17 protein-coding genes are annotated in these 15,718 nt (G+C 67.4%); 6 read left to right on the top strand and 11 right to left on the bottom strand.

What is annotated here, in order from left to right:
* The first annotated feature begins 101 nt into the window (after positions 1–101).
* Genes N8I71_RS00285 through N8I71_RS00275 form a run of 3 tightly spaced genes read left to right on the top strand, consistent with a single transcriptional unit; the run spans position 102 to position 2,107 of the window.
* Entirely contained in the window at positions 102–407 is a 306-nt protein-coding gene (locus N8I71_RS00285; protein WP_262875919.1) for an H-NS histone family protein, read from the top strand.
* A 3-nt stretch (positions 408–410) separates the two neighbouring features.
* Positions 411–1,130 (top strand): purine-nucleoside phosphorylase, encoded by a 720-nt coding sequence (deoD, locus tag N8I71_RS00280; RefSeq protein ID WP_262875918.1) that lies wholly within the window; start codon positions 411–413, stop codon positions 1,128–1,130.
* Positions 1,127–2,107 carry an aldo/keto reductase gene (locus N8I71_RS00275; RefSeq protein WP_262875917.1) on the top strand — a complete coding sequence of 327 codons (981 nt, stop codon included), beginning with the start codon at positions 1,127–1,129 and terminating at the stop codon, positions 2,105–2,107. Before deoD ends, N8I71_RS00275 begins: the two co-directional genes overlap by 4 nt.
* A gap of 29 nt (positions 2,108–2,136) precedes the next feature.
* Here N8I71_RS00275 and N8I71_RS00270 read toward each other — a convergent pair whose 3' ends face one another.
* The 4 genes from N8I71_RS00270 to N8I71_RS00255 all read right to left on the bottom strand — a co-directional run bounded on the left by N8I71_RS00270 (position 2,137) and on the right by N8I71_RS00255 (position 7,536).
* Positions 2,137–3,327 (bottom strand): type III PLP-dependent enzyme, encoded by a 1,191-nt coding sequence (locus tag N8I71_RS00270; RefSeq protein ID WP_262875916.1) that lies wholly within the window; start codon positions 3,325–3,327, stop codon positions 2,137–2,139.
* A gap of 230 nt (positions 3,328–3,557) precedes the next feature.
* The gene (locus tag N8I71_RS00265; protein WP_262875915.1) at positions 3,558–4,415 is read right to left on the bottom strand and encodes an urea carboxylase-associated family protein; all 858 of its coding nucleotides are present in this window, start codon (positions 4,413–4,415) and stop codon (positions 3,558–3,560) included.
* Positions 4,378–5,781 (bottom strand): cell envelope integrity protein CreD, encoded by a 1,404-nt coding sequence (creD, locus tag N8I71_RS00260; protein WP_262875914.1) that lies wholly within the window; start codon positions 5,779–5,781, stop codon positions 4,378–4,380. Before creD ends, N8I71_RS00265 begins: the two co-directional genes overlap by 38 nt.
* Positions 5,782–5,901: 120 nt before the next feature.
* On the bottom strand, positions 5,902–7,536 hold the full coding sequence (locus N8I71_RS00255; protein ID WP_262875913.1) for an FAD-binding dehydrogenase: 1,635 nt from the start codon (positions 7,534–7,536) through the stop codon (positions 5,902–5,904).
* A 141-nt stretch (positions 7,537–7,677) separates the two neighbouring features.
* Here N8I71_RS00255 and N8I71_RS00250 point away from each other — a divergent pair, with 141 nt between their 5' ends.
* Positions 7,678–8,649: an alpha/beta fold hydrolase gene (locus tag N8I71_RS00250; RefSeq protein WP_262875912.1), complete on the top strand. Its 972-nt coding sequence runs from the start codon at positions 7,678–7,680 to the stop codon at positions 8,647–8,649.
* On the opposite strand, the gene N8I71_RS00245 is transcribed toward N8I71_RS00250, so the two are convergent.
* The gene (locus N8I71_RS00245; protein ID WP_262875911.1) at positions 8,646–8,801 is read right to left on the bottom strand and encodes a hypothetical protein; all 156 of its coding nucleotides are present in this window, start codon (positions 8,799–8,801) and stop codon (positions 8,646–8,648) included. The genes N8I71_RS00250 and N8I71_RS00245 overlap by 4 nt on opposite strands.
* A 107-nt stretch (positions 8,802–8,908) precedes the next feature.
* Positions 8,909–10,075, bottom strand: coding sequence for a WD40/YVTN/BNR-like repeat-containing protein (locus tag N8I71_RS00240; protein ID WP_262875910.1), 1,167 nt, complete (start codon positions 10,073–10,075; stop codon positions 8,909–8,911).
* 181 nt (positions 10,076–10,256) lie between these two features.
* Between N8I71_RS00240 and N8I71_RS00235 the strand changes: the two genes are divergently transcribed.
* Together N8I71_RS00235 and N8I71_RS00230 are read left to right on the top strand one after the other, a co-directional pair.
* The gene (locus N8I71_RS00235) at positions 10,257–11,051 is read left to right on the top strand and encodes a class I SAM-dependent methyltransferase (protein WP_262875909.1); all 795 of its coding nucleotides are present in this window, start codon (positions 10,257–10,259) and stop codon (positions 11,049–11,051) included.
* 167 nt (positions 11,052–11,218) lie between these two features.
* Positions 11,219–11,758, top strand: a complete 540-nt coding sequence (locus tag N8I71_RS00230; protein ID WP_262875908.1) for a hypothetical protein — start codon at positions 11,219–11,221, stop codon at positions 11,756–11,758.
* Between the two features lie 25 nt (positions 11,759–11,783).
* Here N8I71_RS00230 and N8I71_RS00225 read toward each other — a convergent pair whose 3' ends face one another.
* From N8I71_RS00225 to sdhC, 5 genes are all read right to left on the bottom strand, one after another.
* Positions 11,784–12,563, bottom strand: a complete 780-nt coding sequence (locus N8I71_RS00225; RefSeq protein WP_262875907.1) for a succinate dehydrogenase iron-sulfur subunit — start codon at positions 12,561–12,563, stop codon at positions 11,784–11,786.
* 66 nt (positions 12,564–12,629) lie between these two features.
* Complete coding sequence (locus N8I71_RS00220; protein WP_262875906.1) at positions 12,630–12,953, bottom strand: hypothetical protein; 324 nt, start codon at positions 12,951–12,953, stop codon at positions 12,630–12,632.
* Positions 12,953–14,770, bottom strand: coding sequence for a succinate dehydrogenase flavoprotein subunit (sdhA, locus tag N8I71_RS00215; protein ID WP_406676059.1), 1,818 nt, complete (start codon positions 14,768–14,770; stop codon positions 12,953–12,955). Before sdhA ends, N8I71_RS00220 begins: the two co-directional genes overlap by 1 nt.
* A gap of 23 nt (positions 14,771–14,793) precedes the next feature.
* Positions 14,794–15,165 carry a succinate dehydrogenase, hydrophobic membrane anchor protein gene (gene sdhD / locus N8I71_RS00210; RefSeq protein ID WP_262875905.1) on the bottom strand — a complete coding sequence of 124 codons (372 nt, stop codon included), beginning with the start codon at positions 15,163–15,165 and terminating at the stop codon, positions 14,794–14,796.
* A gap of 11 nt (positions 15,166–15,176) precedes the next feature.
* Entirely contained in the window at positions 15,177–15,560 is a 384-nt protein-coding gene (gene sdhC / locus N8I71_RS00205; protein ID WP_262875904.1) for a succinate dehydrogenase, cytochrome b556 subunit, read from the bottom strand.
* Between the last annotated feature and the right edge of the window lie 158 nt (positions 15,561–15,718).

Here is a 15,718-nt window from a genome sequence, read left to right as displayed (position 1 = left end):
GACGCTGGCCGTTTTTGACGGCGCCCCTTGAATTTTTTCCGATCACCTGCAAATCATGCCGGCGTCGCGAAAGGCGACGACGACGGCAAGGAAAAAAGCAAATGGCCATCAATCTCGAAAAAATGTCGCTTGAAGAGTTGAAGGACCTTGGAAAGCAGGTGGAATCTGCAATCAAGGGTTTCGAGAAGCGTCGGAAAAAAGAAGCGCTGATCGCGGCGCAGAAGGCGGCGCAGGAACACGGTTTCTCTCTCGAAGATATCCTTAGTGAAAAAAGCGGCTCCAAAGGCATGCCGAAATACGCGAATCCGGCGAACCCGGATCAGACCTGGACCGGGCGCGGTCGGCAGCCTGCCTGGGTGAAGGACGCCCTCGCCAAGGGCAAGAAGATCGACGATCTCGCGATCTGAACGATGACGGTCCACATTGGCGCCGCGCCGGGCGAAATCGCGGATACCGTGCTGATGCCGGGGGATCCCCTACGGGCGAAATGGGTGGCCGAAACGTTTCTGAAAGACCCCGTCTGCGTCAATGAGGTTCGGGGCATGCTGGGTTACACCGGCACCTGGACCGACGCGGACGGGGAAAGTCACAGGGTGACGATCCACGGATCGGGAATGGGCATGCCCAGCCTCTCGATCTACGTGAACGAACTGATCCGGGATTACGGGGCAAAGACGATCATCCGAATCGGCTCGGCCGGTGCGATGCAGGAAAGCGTTGCCGTGCGCGACGTGGTTCTTGCCATGACGGCCTCGACCATGTCGACGCCGTCGCGCGGGTTCTTCCGCGACCTCCAATTCGCGCCATGTGCCGATTTCGGATTGCTGTCGGCTGCGCACCGGGTCGCGCAGACAAGGCAGATCCCCGTTCATGTCGGCGGCATCTATTCCTCGGACGTTTTCTACGATGAACGCCCCGACCTGAACGAGCAGATGATGCGCCATGGCGTTCTCGCGGTCGAGATGGAGACGGCCGAGCTTTACACCCTCGCGGCGCGCTACGGTGCAAGGGCCCTCGCCGTCCTGACGATATCGGACCACCTCGTGACCGGCGAGGCGTTGCCTTCCGGGGACCGGCAGTCCAGTTTCTCGGACATGGTGGAAATCGCGCTCGGGGCAGCCTTCGGATGAGACTTAAACGTTTGCTTGCCGGCCGGACAGTCGGCGCGGTCGGGCTCGGCTGCATGAGTTTCGGCGGCATTTACGGCGCCACCGACGAGGAGGAGAGCTTTGCCTGTCTCGCGGAAGCCCTCGCGCTCGGCATCGACCACTGGGATGTCGCCGAGATCTACGGCATGGGCATTTCCGAGAGCATCATGGGCCGTTTTCTCGCCGAGACGCGGGCGGATGTGACCATCGCCACGAAGGCGGGCATCTATCCGCAGCCGGTGCGGCACTTCCGGAACGACGCCGAGGCGCTGCGCCGGTCCCTCGAGGGTTCGCTGGAGCGGCTGGGACGGGACCGGGTGGAGCTGTTCTACGTTCACCGCCGCGAGGCCGAGCGCCCCGTGGAAGAGGTGATGGAGACACTCGTGGGCTTCATCGAAGAGGGCCTCATCGGGGCGATCGGTTTCTCCGAGATCGCGCCCGAAACGCTGCGCCGGGCCCACGCGGTCCATCCGGTCGCCGCGGTGCAGTCCGAATACTCGCTCTGGTCGCGGGACCCCGAGGCGGGGGTCTTGCAGGCCTGCGAGGAACTCGGCGCGACCTTCGTCGCCTTCTCGCCGCTTGGGCGAGGCATTTTCGCCGACCCGTTCCCCGATCTCGAAGCCTTTCCGCCGGGCGACTTCCGCTCGGCCAACCCGCGCTTCACCGAGCCGAACTACAGCGCGAACAAGGCGGCGATCGAGCCGTTCAGCGCCTGGTGCCGGGAGCGGGGCTGGACGACCTCGGCGGTCGCCATCGCCTGGACCCTGCACCAGGGCGAGCATGTCCTGCCGATCCCCGGCACGCGCAGCGCGGTGCATCTGCGCGATCTCGCGCAGGCGGCCGAGATCGCGCTCGGCCCGGTCGAGCTGTCGGAGATCGCCGCGATCCTGCCGCGCGGGTTCGCGGCGGGCGCACGGTATTCCGAGGCGCAGTCAGCGGGCGTGGAGGTCTACGGCTAGGGCGCCTCTCGCGAGGCGCCCTGCGGGACTTACATCACGACCACATCGAGCGGCGGGAAGCCGTTGAAGCCGACCGAGGAGTAGCTCGACGTGTAGGCGCCGCAGTTGCGGATGATGATCCGGTCGCCCGCCTTCAGGCCGAGGGGCATCGCGACCGGGCGCTTTTCGTAGAGCACGTCGGCGCTGTCGCAGGAGGGGCCTGCGAGAATGCAGGGCCCCGTGCCCTCGTGGTCGCGGTCGGTGGCGAACTGGTAGCGGATCGCCTCGTCCATCGTTTCGGCGAGGCCCGAGAACTTGCCGATGTCGAGATAGACCCAGCGGCAGAGATCGTCATCGGACTTGCGCGAGACGAGCAGCACTTCGGCGGCGATCATTCCCGCCTCTGCGACAAGGCCTCGGCCGGGCTCGGCCATGACGCGAGGCACGCCGGGGAAGCGGGCCGCGACACGGTCCATCACCGCCGCTGCATAGAGCGTCGGGTGCGGGATGTCCTCGCCGTAGAACGCGGGGAAGCCACCGCCGATGTTCAGCAGGTCGAGGGCGAAGCCCGCGTCCCGCGCCTCGATCCAGATCGCCGCGACCTGGTCGAGCGTGCTTTCCCACATCGCCGGGTCGCGGGTCTGCGAGCCGACGTGGAACGACAGGCCGACAGGACGCAGGCCAAGCTCGCGGGCGAGGCCCATCAACGCCAGCGCCTTGTCACGCGACGTGCCGAACTTGCGGGTCAGCGGCCAGTCGGCGCCGGAGGCCTCGACGATCAGGCGGATATAGACTTCGGCACCGGGCGCATGCGCGGCGATCTTCTCCAGCTCTTCCTCGGCGTCGGCGGCATAAAGCGTGATGCCCGACGCATGCGCGAAGGCGATGTCGGCGGGCCGCTTGACGGTGTTGCCGAAGGAGATCGTCTCGGGCCGAGCGCCGAGCGACAGGCAAAGCTCGATCTCGCCGCGCGAGGCCGCGTCGAAGTGGGAGCCGAGGTTGACGAGACGTTCGATGATCTCGCGTGCCGGGTTCGCCTTGACCGCATAATGGATGTCGGCGCGGCCGAGGCCCGCCTTGAGCGCGGTGTACTGCGCCTCGACTGCGTCGATGTCGAGCACCAGCGTCGGGCGCCCGAACTCGTGCGCGCGAATGTAATCCTCGATGCGGGTCGAGGTGCGGGTGACGGGCTGATATGAGACGGCGAGAGCCGCCGAGAAGTCGGCGAACGTAGCGTTCATGGTCATCTCCAACAGACGTGGCCCTCTTCGGGGCCGGCACATTCCAGAGGAGACGTTACCGTCGCTACGTAACTGCGATGGTTCGGGGCCGGTATCCGGCAGTCCTACCACCCGTGACAGAGGCGCGTGCGTTGGCGTCTATGCGGCGCCATTTGGGGCAAGTGCCGCAGCCGATCAAGTAAAAATTTCAGCGGGGGCGAAAAAATACCGTTTGCGGCCGTTCCGGCGACTCAGAGGCCATGACTGCGGTCGTAGCCGCTGACGGCCGGCGCAGTATATCCCGGAGTAAGCGCGCAATCGAACATCTCGACCAGAAGCGGAAAGCATGGGGCGCTGTCCGACGAATGCTCGGCCCCGCAATCGCCGCCCGGACAGGCCGAGAGCGCGCCGAGGAGGTCGATCTCGGCGAGGAAGGCGATGCGATCGCCGGGACGCACGGGACTTGCCTTCATGAAATACTGGCCCGTGTCGCGGGTGAAGCCCGTGCACATGAAGACGTTCAGGACGTCGTGGACGTGGCGCTCGGCCTCGTGCAGCGGCAGGCCGGTTTCCGCGGCGAGCGCGCGGGTCAGGTTCGAATGGCAGCAATGGTGATATTGCCCGCCGGCCAGCAGGTTGTGCGTGTAGGGATCGCAGCGCGTGCCGATCACGTCATGGACGGACCCGCCGAAGGCGTCGATCCCGTACCAGCCGAGCGTGTCTTCCACGATCGTCGCCATGGGGCGGAGCGTCGGGAACGAACTCCAGAGCCTGTCGCCGGTGGTCACATGCGTTCCGTGCAGCGCGCGCGTCTTGCCGGAGTAGAACCGCTCCGAAAGGTCGCCCGCGTTCCAGAGGTTCAGGTCGCCCACCTGCGGGCCATCGACACTCACGATGCGGAAGACCTGCCCGGCCTTCACGCGAAAGGTGCGCGCTTCGCGCGGCGGCACGAGGACCTCGCCGGTTTTCTCCAGACCGTCCAGCGCGCGGGCCATCACGTCCGGTGCGGGTCGGGGCAGCGTCCCGGTCGGATAGCAGATGACGGGAGGCACGGCGCGGCGCGCCTCGGCGTCAGGCGGGGGGCGGGGGCGTGCCTTCCGGCTCTCCATTCTGCGGCTCCTTCGGCTTGCCGAACCAGGGCCGGCGCGGGCCCGCCGTGGCCGGCCCGTACCAGTCCTCGTTCCGGGTCGCGATCATGGTGAGCGCCAGCGCGAAGAACGCAAGGGTCGATCCGGCCAGAAGCGCGTAATCGGCCGAGCGCAGGATCAGGTAGAGAACCGCGTAGATGATGCCCAGCATCGCCGCCAGAACGAGGGTCCTCCGCCCGAGTTTCAGACCGACCGCGCCGAACAGCGTCAGCAGAGCGGTCGTCGCCCCGGCCGACAGGGCATAGGCCGCGCCGAAGCCGATCTGTTCGGCATAGGAGACCATGAGCAGCACGAAGACGGACTGCGCGAGGCCGATCAGGATGTACTGGACGGGATGCGTCGGCTTGCCTGTCCGCCCCTCGATCAGCAGCACCGTCAGGAAGGTGAGCGCGATGAAGAGGATGCCGTAGCGCGCGGCGCGCCATGCCTTCTGATAGAAGTCGTTGGGCTGGAAATACCGCACACCGAAGGCCGAGGTCGCGCGCGCGGTGAGGTCGGTATCGCTTCGCGCCGCCTGTGGCAGGGGCCGGGCCAGATGCGGGATCGTCCAGGTGGCCGAAAAGCCCGCGTCGGAAATCTCGGAGTCATCGGGCAGGAAGGCGCCGAAAAAGCTGGGGTGCGGCCAGTCGGATGTGATTGTCACGCGCGAGGTCCTGCCCATCGGCGTGGCGCTGAGTTCGGCCGCGCCGTTGAACCCGAGCGTCAGGTCATAGGCCCCGATCTCGCGCGGATCGCCGAGCGCGGCGGCGATGCCGGGCTGCCCGTCGGCGCGGGGTTCGAGCGGGATGGCCCGTCCGTCGGCCAGAAGCTCGGCGTTGCCCCTGAGCGCACGGTTCGCCGTCACGGTGACCCGCAGGCTGGCCGCGTCCCACAGGATCCGTTCGCCGGGCCGGAGTTGGCCCGATGCGGCATCGGTGTCGAAGTCGAAGGCGATCCTGGCCTCTGCGCCGTAGACCGGAACGTCGAAGATCCCTCGCGAGCGGATGTCGCTCTCTGTCTCCAGCGTCAGCTCGAAGGTCTCGGGCAGGAGGATCACGGGCGCCATGGCGCGGATCTCGGTCACCATGCGCGTTTCCGCCCGGAGCTGGCCGGTGGCCGGATCGTTCACCTCGACAGTCTCCGGCACCTGCACCGGGCCCTCCACCGGCAGGATCAGGACCGGGCCGGACAGAAGCTGGCTGCCGCCCCACTCCTCGCCAACCTCGCGGATCGTCTGCTCGCTCAGCCGCGTGCGGTCGTCGATGATGGCCGAGACGAACCAGAGCGGGATGAACATGAGGAGGGCGAGAAGCCCGACGATGAGAAACCGGGTGCCGGTGCCGCGCATGAATGGTCCTTCCTCGGGGCGATGCGCGCGGAGACTGGCGCGCTGAATGGTCGGGGACAATGGAGGGAAACCGGCAGGGGCCATGAGTTCCGCCATGCCACCGCAAGGTGCCTGCGCCCCCTAGACCGCATCGCCCGCGACCCTGCCCGAGAAGATGCAGCCGCCGAGGAAGGTGCCCTCGAGCGCGTTGTACCCGTGATAGCCGCCGCCGCCGAAGCCCGCGACCTCGCCTGCGGCGTAGAGACCGGGGAATGGCGTCCCGTCGGAGCGCAAGGCCCGTCCCGTGAGATCGGTGTGCAGCCCCCCGAGCGACTTCCGGGTCAGAACGTTGAGCCGCACCGCGATGAGCGGTCCGTGCGCGGGGTCGAGGATGCGGTGCGGTTTCGCGGTCCGGATCAGCCGGTCGCCGACATAGGCGCGCGCGCCCCGGATCGCGGTGACCTGCGCGTCCTTCGCCACCTTGTTGGTGATCTGGGCATCCCGCGCCTCGATCTGGGCCAGAATCCGGGTGGGATCGAGCGGGGTGTCGGGCGTGATCCGGTTCATCCCCGCGACCAGCGACCTGAGGTCATCCGCAACGACGAAGTCCTCGCCGTTCTCCTTGAATGCCTCGACCGCCGCCGTCGCCCCCTTGCCGAGGCGCTCGCGCAGCACCGAGGACCACTTGCCGGAGGTGAGGTCGGGGTTCTGCTCGGACCCTGAAAGGGCGAATTCCTTCTCGATGATCGACTGGGTCAGCACGAACCACGAATGGCCGTGCCCCGTCGCGAGGATCCGTTTCAGCGTGGCGAGCGTGTCGAAGCCGGGGAAACACGGGGACTCCATCCGCGTGCCGTGCGCGTCGAACCACATCGAGGAGGGACCCGGCAGGATGCGGATGCCGTGGTTGGGCCAGATCGGATCCCAGTTCCGCAGACCTTCGCAATAGTGCCACATGCGGTCACGGTTGATGACGGCGGCCCCGGCGGCCTCGGCTGCGGCCTGCATCTGTCCGTCGACGTAGTGCGGCACGCCCGAGACCATGCGCGCCGGCGGCGGGCCGAGGCGATCCTCCGGCCATGCGGCGCGGACGAGGTCGTGGTTTCCGCCGATCCCGCCCGAGGCGACGACGACCGACGGGGCGCGGAGCGTGAAGTCGCCGGCAAGGGTCCGGTTCGTGGAGGCGCCGCGCGGGGCCTCGTCGGGTGCCAGCACCTCGCCCGACACGCCTGTGACCGCGCCGCCCTCGACGATCAGCGCCGTGACCCGCTGCCGGAAGTGTAGCGTGATGCGTGGATGGGCGCGCACCCGGTCCGCGTAGGGTTTCACGACGCCGGTCCCGGTGCCCCAGGTGATGTGGAAGCGCGGAACGGAATTGCCGTGGCCATCGGCCAGCGTACCGCCCCGCTCGGCCCAGCCGACGACGGGGAACCAGCGCATGCCCAGCCCCTGCAGGTAGCCCCGCATCGGCCCGGCGGCAAAGTCGAGGTAGGCCTCTGCCCAGGCGCGGGGATTGGCGTCCTCCGTCCGGTCGAAGCGGGCGGAGCCGAGCCAGTCCTGCCCGGCGAGCGCGCGGCTGTCCTTCAGGCCAAGCCGCCGCTGCTCGGGCGTGTCGACCATGAACAGACCGCCGAGGCTCCACCATGCCTGCCCGCCGAGAGACTGCGGCCCCTCCATGTCGAGGAGCGCGACACGCCGCCCGCGTTCGGCTGCATGCCACGCGGCGACGAGCCCCGCGAGGCCCCCGCCGATCACGATCACGTCCGCATCCGCCATCCGCGTCCTCCCTCGGCTTCACAGGCTAGCAGCGGTGTTTCCGGCTGTCTTCGGGGCCGTCGCGTCACGTGCTTGACGCATGTCATGGCAGGAAAGACGGGGTCGGTCTCCAATCCGGCAGTCCGAGGAGAGGGCCGGGATATGGGACGCACGAGACGACGGGTTCTGATCGGCCTCGGCGCCGTGGCCGCTGCGGGAGCGATGGGCGTCGCCGTGCCCTTCCGCCGCGACATGGCGCGGTTCGAGGCGCGGGCCGCCGCCACGCTGTCGCGCATGGTCGAAACCCGGCACGGCCCCATCGAGGTTGCCGAAGCCGGCGAGGGGCCGCCCTTTCTCATGCTCCACGGCACCGGGGGCGGCTTTGACCAGGGGCTGCTTGCGGCACGGCGGCTGGTCGGTCTCGGTCACAGGGTCATCGCGCCGTCGCGCTTCGGCTACCTGCGTACGCCCCTTCCCGAGGGTGCGGGGCCGAAGATGGAGGCCGAAGCCTTCGCCGACATGCTCGATGCGCTGGGCGTGGAACGTGTCGCGGTCGCCGGCGGCTCGGCCGGCGCGATCCCGGCGCTCGCCTTCGCCGAGTTGTTTCCCGGGCGCACCGCCGCGCTTTTCCCGGTGGTGCCCGCGTTGATGATCCCCGGCCGTGCCGAGGTCGCGCCATGGAGTCCGCTCGCCGAATGGGCGGTGATGCGTGCGCTGCGCTCCGACCTCCTGTTCTGGGGTATTTCGCGCCTGATGCGGGACCGTCTGATCGGCACGCTCCTGGCCACCGATCCTGCGCTGGTCGCGGCGGCGTCCGCCGAGGAGCAGGCCCGCGTCGGCGCGATGATCGAGAGCATTCTGCCCGTGAGCGACCGCGCCGCCGGGCTGATCTACGATAACGTGCAGACCAACCGGATGCATGACCTCGACTTCGCCGGGATCGCCGCGCCGACGCTGACGCTCTCGTGCGAAGACGACCGGTTCCTGACCGCCGAGAATGCGCGTTTCCTCGCGTCCGCGATCCCCGGCGCGGAAGCGGTGATCTATCCCGATGGCGGTCATCTCTGGGTCGGGCGCGACGCCGATCTCTTCGGCCGGATCGACGCGCGTCTCAGGGGGATCGGCTGGCGCTAGGCCGCGGTGGGAATGTCCACGTAGTCAGGCCCCGCGGGGGCAAGGATGGGCTCGGGCGTGTAGTAGGCCCAGGCCTCATCGAGGATGCGCAGCGCTTCGGCGGCGCGACGGCGATTGGCGATGCGGGCGGGTGTGGTCGTCTGTTCGGGCATATCGGCCTCTCTTCGGCTCTGCCCTCCCTCGCGCTCGAGATAACCACGGCGGGCACCGCGTGCACCCGCCCTTGACGCAAGCCTGCCATGACCCCGGCGCAGGCGCTTCAGTGTCTGTCGAAGGCTTCGATCCCAAGGATGGTCGGCAAGTGCCGCGCGATCTCGTCCCAGGTGTCGCCACCGTCGATGGAGGCGAAAACCGAACCCGTGTTGGTGCCGAAATAGACCCCGGTCGCGATCTGCCGGTCCGTCGTCATCGCCTGCCTGAGCACGGTGAAGTAGCAGTTCTTCTCCGGCAGCCCGCTGTGCTGCGCGGCCCATGTCTCGCCGCCATCGGTGGAGATCCAGACCGCCGCGGAGGCGCCGGGCGGGTAGCGCCCCTGCATGTCGCCGTTCAGCGGCACCACCCAGATCGTCTCGGGGTCGTGCGGATGCACCGCGATGGGAAAGCCGAAGGTCGAGGGCAGGCCCGATGTGATGTCGTCCCATGTGTGCCCGCCGTCGCGGCTCCGGTACACGCCGTGATGGTTCTGCTGGTATAGAAGCTCGGAGCCCGAATGCGGATCGGCGCCGCGGACCATGTTGTGGACGCAATGACCCGTCTCGCCGTTCCGGGGGGCGGCAGGGTGATCGTGATGGCCGCAGGCCCCCGCGTTCGAGAGGCGGTTGCGCCGCTCCCAGGTCTTGCCAGCGTCCGATGTGGCGAAGACGCCGGCCGCCGAGATCGCGATCCAGAATTTCTCCGGGTCGTCCGGGTCTGACACGAGCGTGTGCAGCGTCAGGCCCGCCGCGCCTGGGTTCCAGGCCTCCCGGTCGGCGAAGCCGGCCAGCGCGCCATTCATCTCCCAGGTCGTGCCGCCATCCCCGGACACCAGCAACTGGGCGGGCTTGGTCCCTGCGAAGAGCTTGCCATGCGCGTGATGCAACGCCCAGACGGACTGCAGGCTGTCGCCGAAGGGGGCGGGGGTGTCTTGCCATCCGATCATCGCGGCGAAGTCGGCGTCCTCGGCCGCCCATCGGTCCATCTGCCCTGTCGAGAGCCTGGACAGCGTCCATGTGGCGCCGCCATCGTCCGATCGCCAGATACCGGCGCCATGCCAGTCCCCGCCACCGCCTGCCCAGATCGTGCCGCTCTCGGCATCGGCTGTCATGTGGTTGATCGGCCAGCCGTCGCAATGCGGGCCCGAGACTTCCCAATGCCTCCGCTCGGCATCTGCGGTCAGGATGAATGCGCCTTTCGTGGTTCCCACGAGCAGGCTGGTGGTTCCAGACATGACGACGTCTCCCGGAGTTGGGCCGAGGCTATCATGAGTCGCGGGCTTTCCCTATCGGTGGATGCCGATGTGCGCCCCTCCGGGACGGGGCAACCACGATGGCCGCCATTCACAGGCTATCGGCAGTGCGGGCCAGCCACTAACGTCGGTTCGACAGATGCCAGCCGGGGGACCCGAATTCATGTCGGACGAGAAGTATATCATCAGTTTTGAGGGCGAATGCGACCGGCTGGAACGGCAGTCCCTGATGTTCGGACATGAGCGCGGATTCCAGATGGTATCCCCTCAACCCGGAACGCGGTTGCTGGACGCGGGATGCGGCTCGGGATGGCTGTCGCGGCTCGTGGCGCGGCGGATGCCGGATTGCGAGGTGGTAGGCGTGGACATCAACCCCGACTACGTGGCCTTTGCGACCGCCAGGGCCGAGGAGGAGGGGCTGACGAACCTGAGCTACCGCGTGGGCGCTGTGGGGAAGTTGCCTTTCGAGGACGGGAGTTTCGACACGGTCTGGTCCCTGATGCTCCTGATGTTCCTGCCCGACCGGTGCGGGGCGATTGCCGACCTCGCAAGGCTGTTGAGGCCGGGCGGGCGGCTTGTCACCGGTCAGCAGGGCACCCCCCGACATGCCGATGCGCCGCGCGATCCGGAACTGGAGGCTCAGGTCGAGACCTTTTTCGGCATCGCCTTCCCGGGCTGGCACCCGCAGGACATCCCGCTTCACATGCTTCAGGCGGGGCTTTCCGACATCGATGTCCGGATCGAGACGGACCCGGTGTGGACATTCCTGGGCGCGGCCACCGAGGCGCAGCTGCGAAACCATCGCGAGACCACGACACCCGGAGCGATGCGCATGGCAGACGCGTTGGGGGGCGAGGCCGCGGCGCGCGATTTCGTGGAACGGATCGTCGCCTTCGCCGCCGATCCCGGGACCGTCACCGTTACAGGGTTCTGGACGGTCTCGGGGCGGAAGGTGTGACGGAGGCCACCAGCGGACGCCGAAGCGGGGTCCCGTGGCGGCGACGCGTCCGCCTTGACGCGATGACATGCGGGACGCTGTCGCGCGATGTCCCGTTTGCGTCATCGGGAGGGCATATTCCCGGGTAGCCTGACGAATGAATCCAGTAACCTCGGGACGAGGTGACCATGACGGGCAACAGCAGCGCCGCAAGCGACAGGACACGGTCGGGTATCCATTTGGAGGAGCGCGACGGACAGGTCACGCTGACCGTTTACGCGCGGAACCGGCTTGTGTCCTGGATCGTCAGCCTGCTGGCCGTCTTCCCGGCCATGGGGGCCTTGTTCCTTGCCGTCAACGGACTGCGGGTTTCGGACTACCTGACAGTGCTGGTGATGGTCTCGGTGACGCTTGGCATTCTCTGGCTGGCGTGGCGCATCGGGTGGCGCAGGCGCGCCTTCCGGATCGTGTTCAAACCCGACCACCTCGAAGCGGGCCCACATCGCATCGCCTATTCAGACATCCAGTCCTGCGGGATCAGCCGGGATGGCGGCGATCCGTATGACCCCGCATCGATGGGGATACCCCGCAACTACACGGCCGGTCCCCACGTCTTCGTTCAGGTTGGGGAACGCCGGATGCCGGTGACGGTCGGCCTTCGCGACGACCAGGCGCGCAGCGCGCTTGGCGCGGTCGAGCACTACCTCGACAGGTTCGGCGCGCGCTGATGCGCCGCGCCGCCACCGTCCCCGATCAGAGCTGCCGCTCCACCATCATCTTCTTGATCTCTGCGATCGCCTTGGCCGGGTTCAGGCCCTTGGGGCAGGTCTTGGCGCAGTTCATGATCGTGTGACAGCGGTAGAGCTTGAACGGATCCTCGAGGTCGTCGAGCCGCTCGCCCGTCGCCTCGTCGCGGCTGTCGATGATCCAGCGGTAGGCGTGCAGAAGCGCCGCCGGCCCGAGGTAGCGGTCGCCGTTCCACCAGTAACTCGGGCAGGAGGTCGAGCAGGACGCGCACATCACGCATTCGTAAAGCCCGTCGAGCTTCTTGCGGTCCTCGATCGACTGGCGCCATTCCTTCTCGGGGCGCTGGGTCTTGGTCTCCAGCCAGGGCATGATGCTCGCGTGCTGGGCGTAGAAATGCGTCAGGTCGGGGATCAGGTCCTTCACCACCGGCATGTGCGGCAGGGGGTAGATCTTCACGTCGCCCTTGATCTCGTCCATGCCGTAGATGCAGGCCAGCGTGTTGATCCCGTCGATGTTCATGGCGCAGGATCCGCAGATCCCCTCGCGGCACGAACGGCGGAAGGTCAGGGTCGGGTCGATCTCGTTCTTGATCTTGATGAGACCGTCCAGGACCATCGGCCCGCAGGTGTCCATGTCGACCCAGTAGGTGTCGACGCGCGGGTTCTCGCCGTCGTCGGGGTTCCAGCGGTAGATCTGGAACTTGCGCAGGTTCGTCGCGCCTTCGGGCTTGGGCCAGGTCTTGCCGGTCTTGATCCGGGAATTCTTCGGCAGGGCCAGTTCAACCATGGTTGTCGGTCTCCTTGTCGGTATCGCGCGATAGGGCGCGGTCGAAGGTCTTGTCGATGGCGGCGGTCACTGGAAGTCGCCCTCGATCGCTATGCTGAACCCCGGACGACGGGGCGGCCTGTTGTCGCCCGACATCCTGCGGGTGATGCAGGCCTGAAGCGCGTCGGCCTCGGATTGCGGGTCCAGGATCGCCGAGGTGATCCTGAGGCTCCCGCCTCCGACGGCCCCCTCGCTGCCGACGCCCGCGCGAAGGGTGCCCGAGATCCCGTCGGCCTCCCGTGCCTCGTCCGCGCAGAGCCGGGCCGCGCGTTCGCGCGTCATCGGCTGTGCCGCGCATCCCGCGACCAGCACGAGCGAAAGACCGGCCATGACGAGGCGGGCGGGACGCATCAATACACCCGCGCCTTCGGTTTGATCCGGTCGAGGTCGATCCCGCCTTCGTTGTGGCCCATCAGCGGGTTGAGATGCACCGGACGGTAGTCGAGTTCGACCTTTGCATCGTCCACGACGGCCAGCGTGTGCTTGCGCCAGTTCTTGTCGTCGCGGTCCGGGTAGTCCTCGTGGGCGTGCGCGCCGCGGCTTTCCTTGCGCGCCTCGGCCGAGACGATGGTCGCCATCGCGTTCGGCATGAGGTTCGTCAGCTCCAGCGTCTCCATCAGGTCGGAGTTCCAGATGAGGCTGCGGTCGGTCACGTGCAGGTCGTCGAGCTTGCGGGCGACCGACTGCATCTTCTCGACGCCTTCGGCCAGCGTCTTGTCGGTGCGGAAGACGGCGGCGTCGGCCTGCATCGTCTTTTGCATCTCCAGCCGCAACTCGGCCGTCGGCGTGCTGCCGTTTGCGTGGCGGATCGCGTCGAAGCGCGATAGCGCGAAGTCGAGCGACGCGCGCGGCACGTCCGGAACCGCCGAGTCGGGGTCCACGATCTGCGCTGCGCGGATGCCTGCCGCGCGGCCGAAGACCACGAGGTCGATCAGGCTGTTCGATCCAAGGCGGTTGGCGCCGTGGACGCTTGCGCAGCCGGCTTCGCCCACTGCCATGAGGCCCGGCACGACCGCGTCGGGGTCCTTCCTGGTGGGTTTCAGAACCTCGCCCCAGTAGTTCGTGGGGATGCCGCCCATGTTGTAGTGCACCGTCGGAAGAACCGGGATCGGCTCCTTCGTGACGTCCACACCGGCGAAGATCTTGGCGCTTTCCGAGATGCCGGGCAGGCGTTCGGCCAGCGTTTCCGGCGGCAGGTGGTTGAGGTGCAGGTGGATGTGGTCCTTGCCCGCGCCAACACCGCGCCCCTCGCGGATCTCCATGGTCATGCAGCGCGAGACCACGTCGCGCGAGGCGAGGTCCTTGTAGGTCGGCGCGTAGCGCTCCATGAAGCGTTCGCCCTCGGAGTTCGTGAGGTAACCGCCCTCGCCACGCGCGCCCTCGGTGATGAGGCAGCCCGCGCCGTAGATGCCGGTCGGGTGGAACTGCACGAATTCCATGTCCTGCAGCGGAAGGCCCTGGCGGGCGACCATGCCGCCACCATCGCCGGTGCAGGTGTGCGCGCTCGTCGCGCTGAAATAGGCCCGGCCGTAGCCGCCGGTCGCCAGCACCACCATCTTGGCGCGGAACACGTGCATCGTGCCGTCGTCGAGCTTCCATGCCACGACGCCGACGCACTCGCCCTCCTCGGTCATCAGCAGGTCGGTGGCGAAATACTCGATGTAGAACTCGGCGTTGTTCTTCAGCGACTGGCCATAGAGCGTGTGCAGGATCGCGTGGCCGGTCCGGTCGGCGGCGGCGCAGGTGCGCTGCACCGGGGGGCCCTCGCCGAACTGGGTGGTGTGCCCGCCGAAGGGACGCTGGTAGATCCTGCCGTCCTCGGTCCGGCTGAATGGCACGCCGTAGTGTTCCAGCTCGTAGACGGCCTTGGGCGCCTCGCGGGCCAGGTATTCCATCGCGTCGGTGTCGCCCAGCCAGTCCGAGCCCTTCACCGTGTCGTACATGTGCCAGTGCCAGTGGTCCGGCCCCATGTTGCCGAGGGAGGCCGCGATGCCGCCCTGTGCCGCCACCGTGTGCGAGCGCGTCGGGAAGACCTTGGTCACGCAGGCCGTCTTCAGTCCCTGTTCGGCCATGCCGAGCGTGGCACGCAGGCCGGAGCCGCCCGCGCCGACCACGACCACGTCGTAGCTGTGTTCGGTGATGTCGTAGCTTGCCGTCATGTTCATCATGTCTTTCATCGCGTGCGTGTCCCTCAGAGCGCGATCTGCGCCAGCGCCACCAACCCTGCCGCGGCCAGTCCGTAGCTGACGATCGTCATGGCGATGATCCAGATCTTGCGGGAGAGGCCACGGACGTAGTCCTCGATCAGCACCGTCACGCCGAGGCGGAAATGGTGCATCCCCACGACCAGGAAGGCCGCGACGACGAGCGCCGGGATCGGGCGCCCGAGACTGGCCACCACTTCCTCGTGAGGGGCGCCCAGGAGCGGTCCGACGATGGCGAGGAAGAAGGGCGTCAGGAGAAGGAGCGCGACGGAGGTCACGGTCATCGTCCAGAAGTGATGCGTTCCCGAATGCGCGGCGCCGAGGCCGGTCACGCGCTTTCTGTCGGTCATGTAGGCCATGGTGCTCTCCGTCAGATCGCGATGAGGGTGAGGAAGGTCAGGGCGACCGAGCCGATGATCATGCCCCATCCCATCCGGTCCGCCGTCTCGAGGTCGAGGCCGCGGCCGGTGTCCCAGATCAGGTGACGAATGCCGCCGAGCGCGTGGTACCACAGGCCGAGAACCGACAGGCTCATCACGATGTCACCCAGAAACGAGGTCACGAGGCCGTCGACGAATTCGAAATAGGCCGCGCCCGAGGCCGCACCGATCAGCCACCAGACGAACAGGAACGCCGTCACGAGGAGCGCATTGCCCGTGATCCGGTTCAGGATGGATGTGATCGCGTTCAGCTGCGGGCGGTAGATCTGCAGGTGCGGGGAGAGCGGACGGTTTCCGCGGTTCACGTCGGCCATGGCGGACCCCCTTCGTGGTTTGGCTGTGGTCTGGTCGTTTGCCTTGATCAATAGCGAGTTTTGCAGGCCTGTCACGTGGGTTGGGCGGGATTCCGGCGGGGATCGTGGGTCTTAACGCCGCAGTTTTGGCATTCGTGATCACGCTTTTCGAAAGTGTG

It is taken from the genome of Roseicyclus sediminis, assembly GCF_025515305.1.
Lineage (GTDB): Bacteria > Pseudomonadota > Alphaproteobacteria > Rhodobacterales > Rhodobacteraceae > Roseibacterium > Roseibacterium sediminis.
Note: the sequence above shows the minus strand (reverse complement) of the source record. Positions and strands in the feature narration are given on the sequence as shown.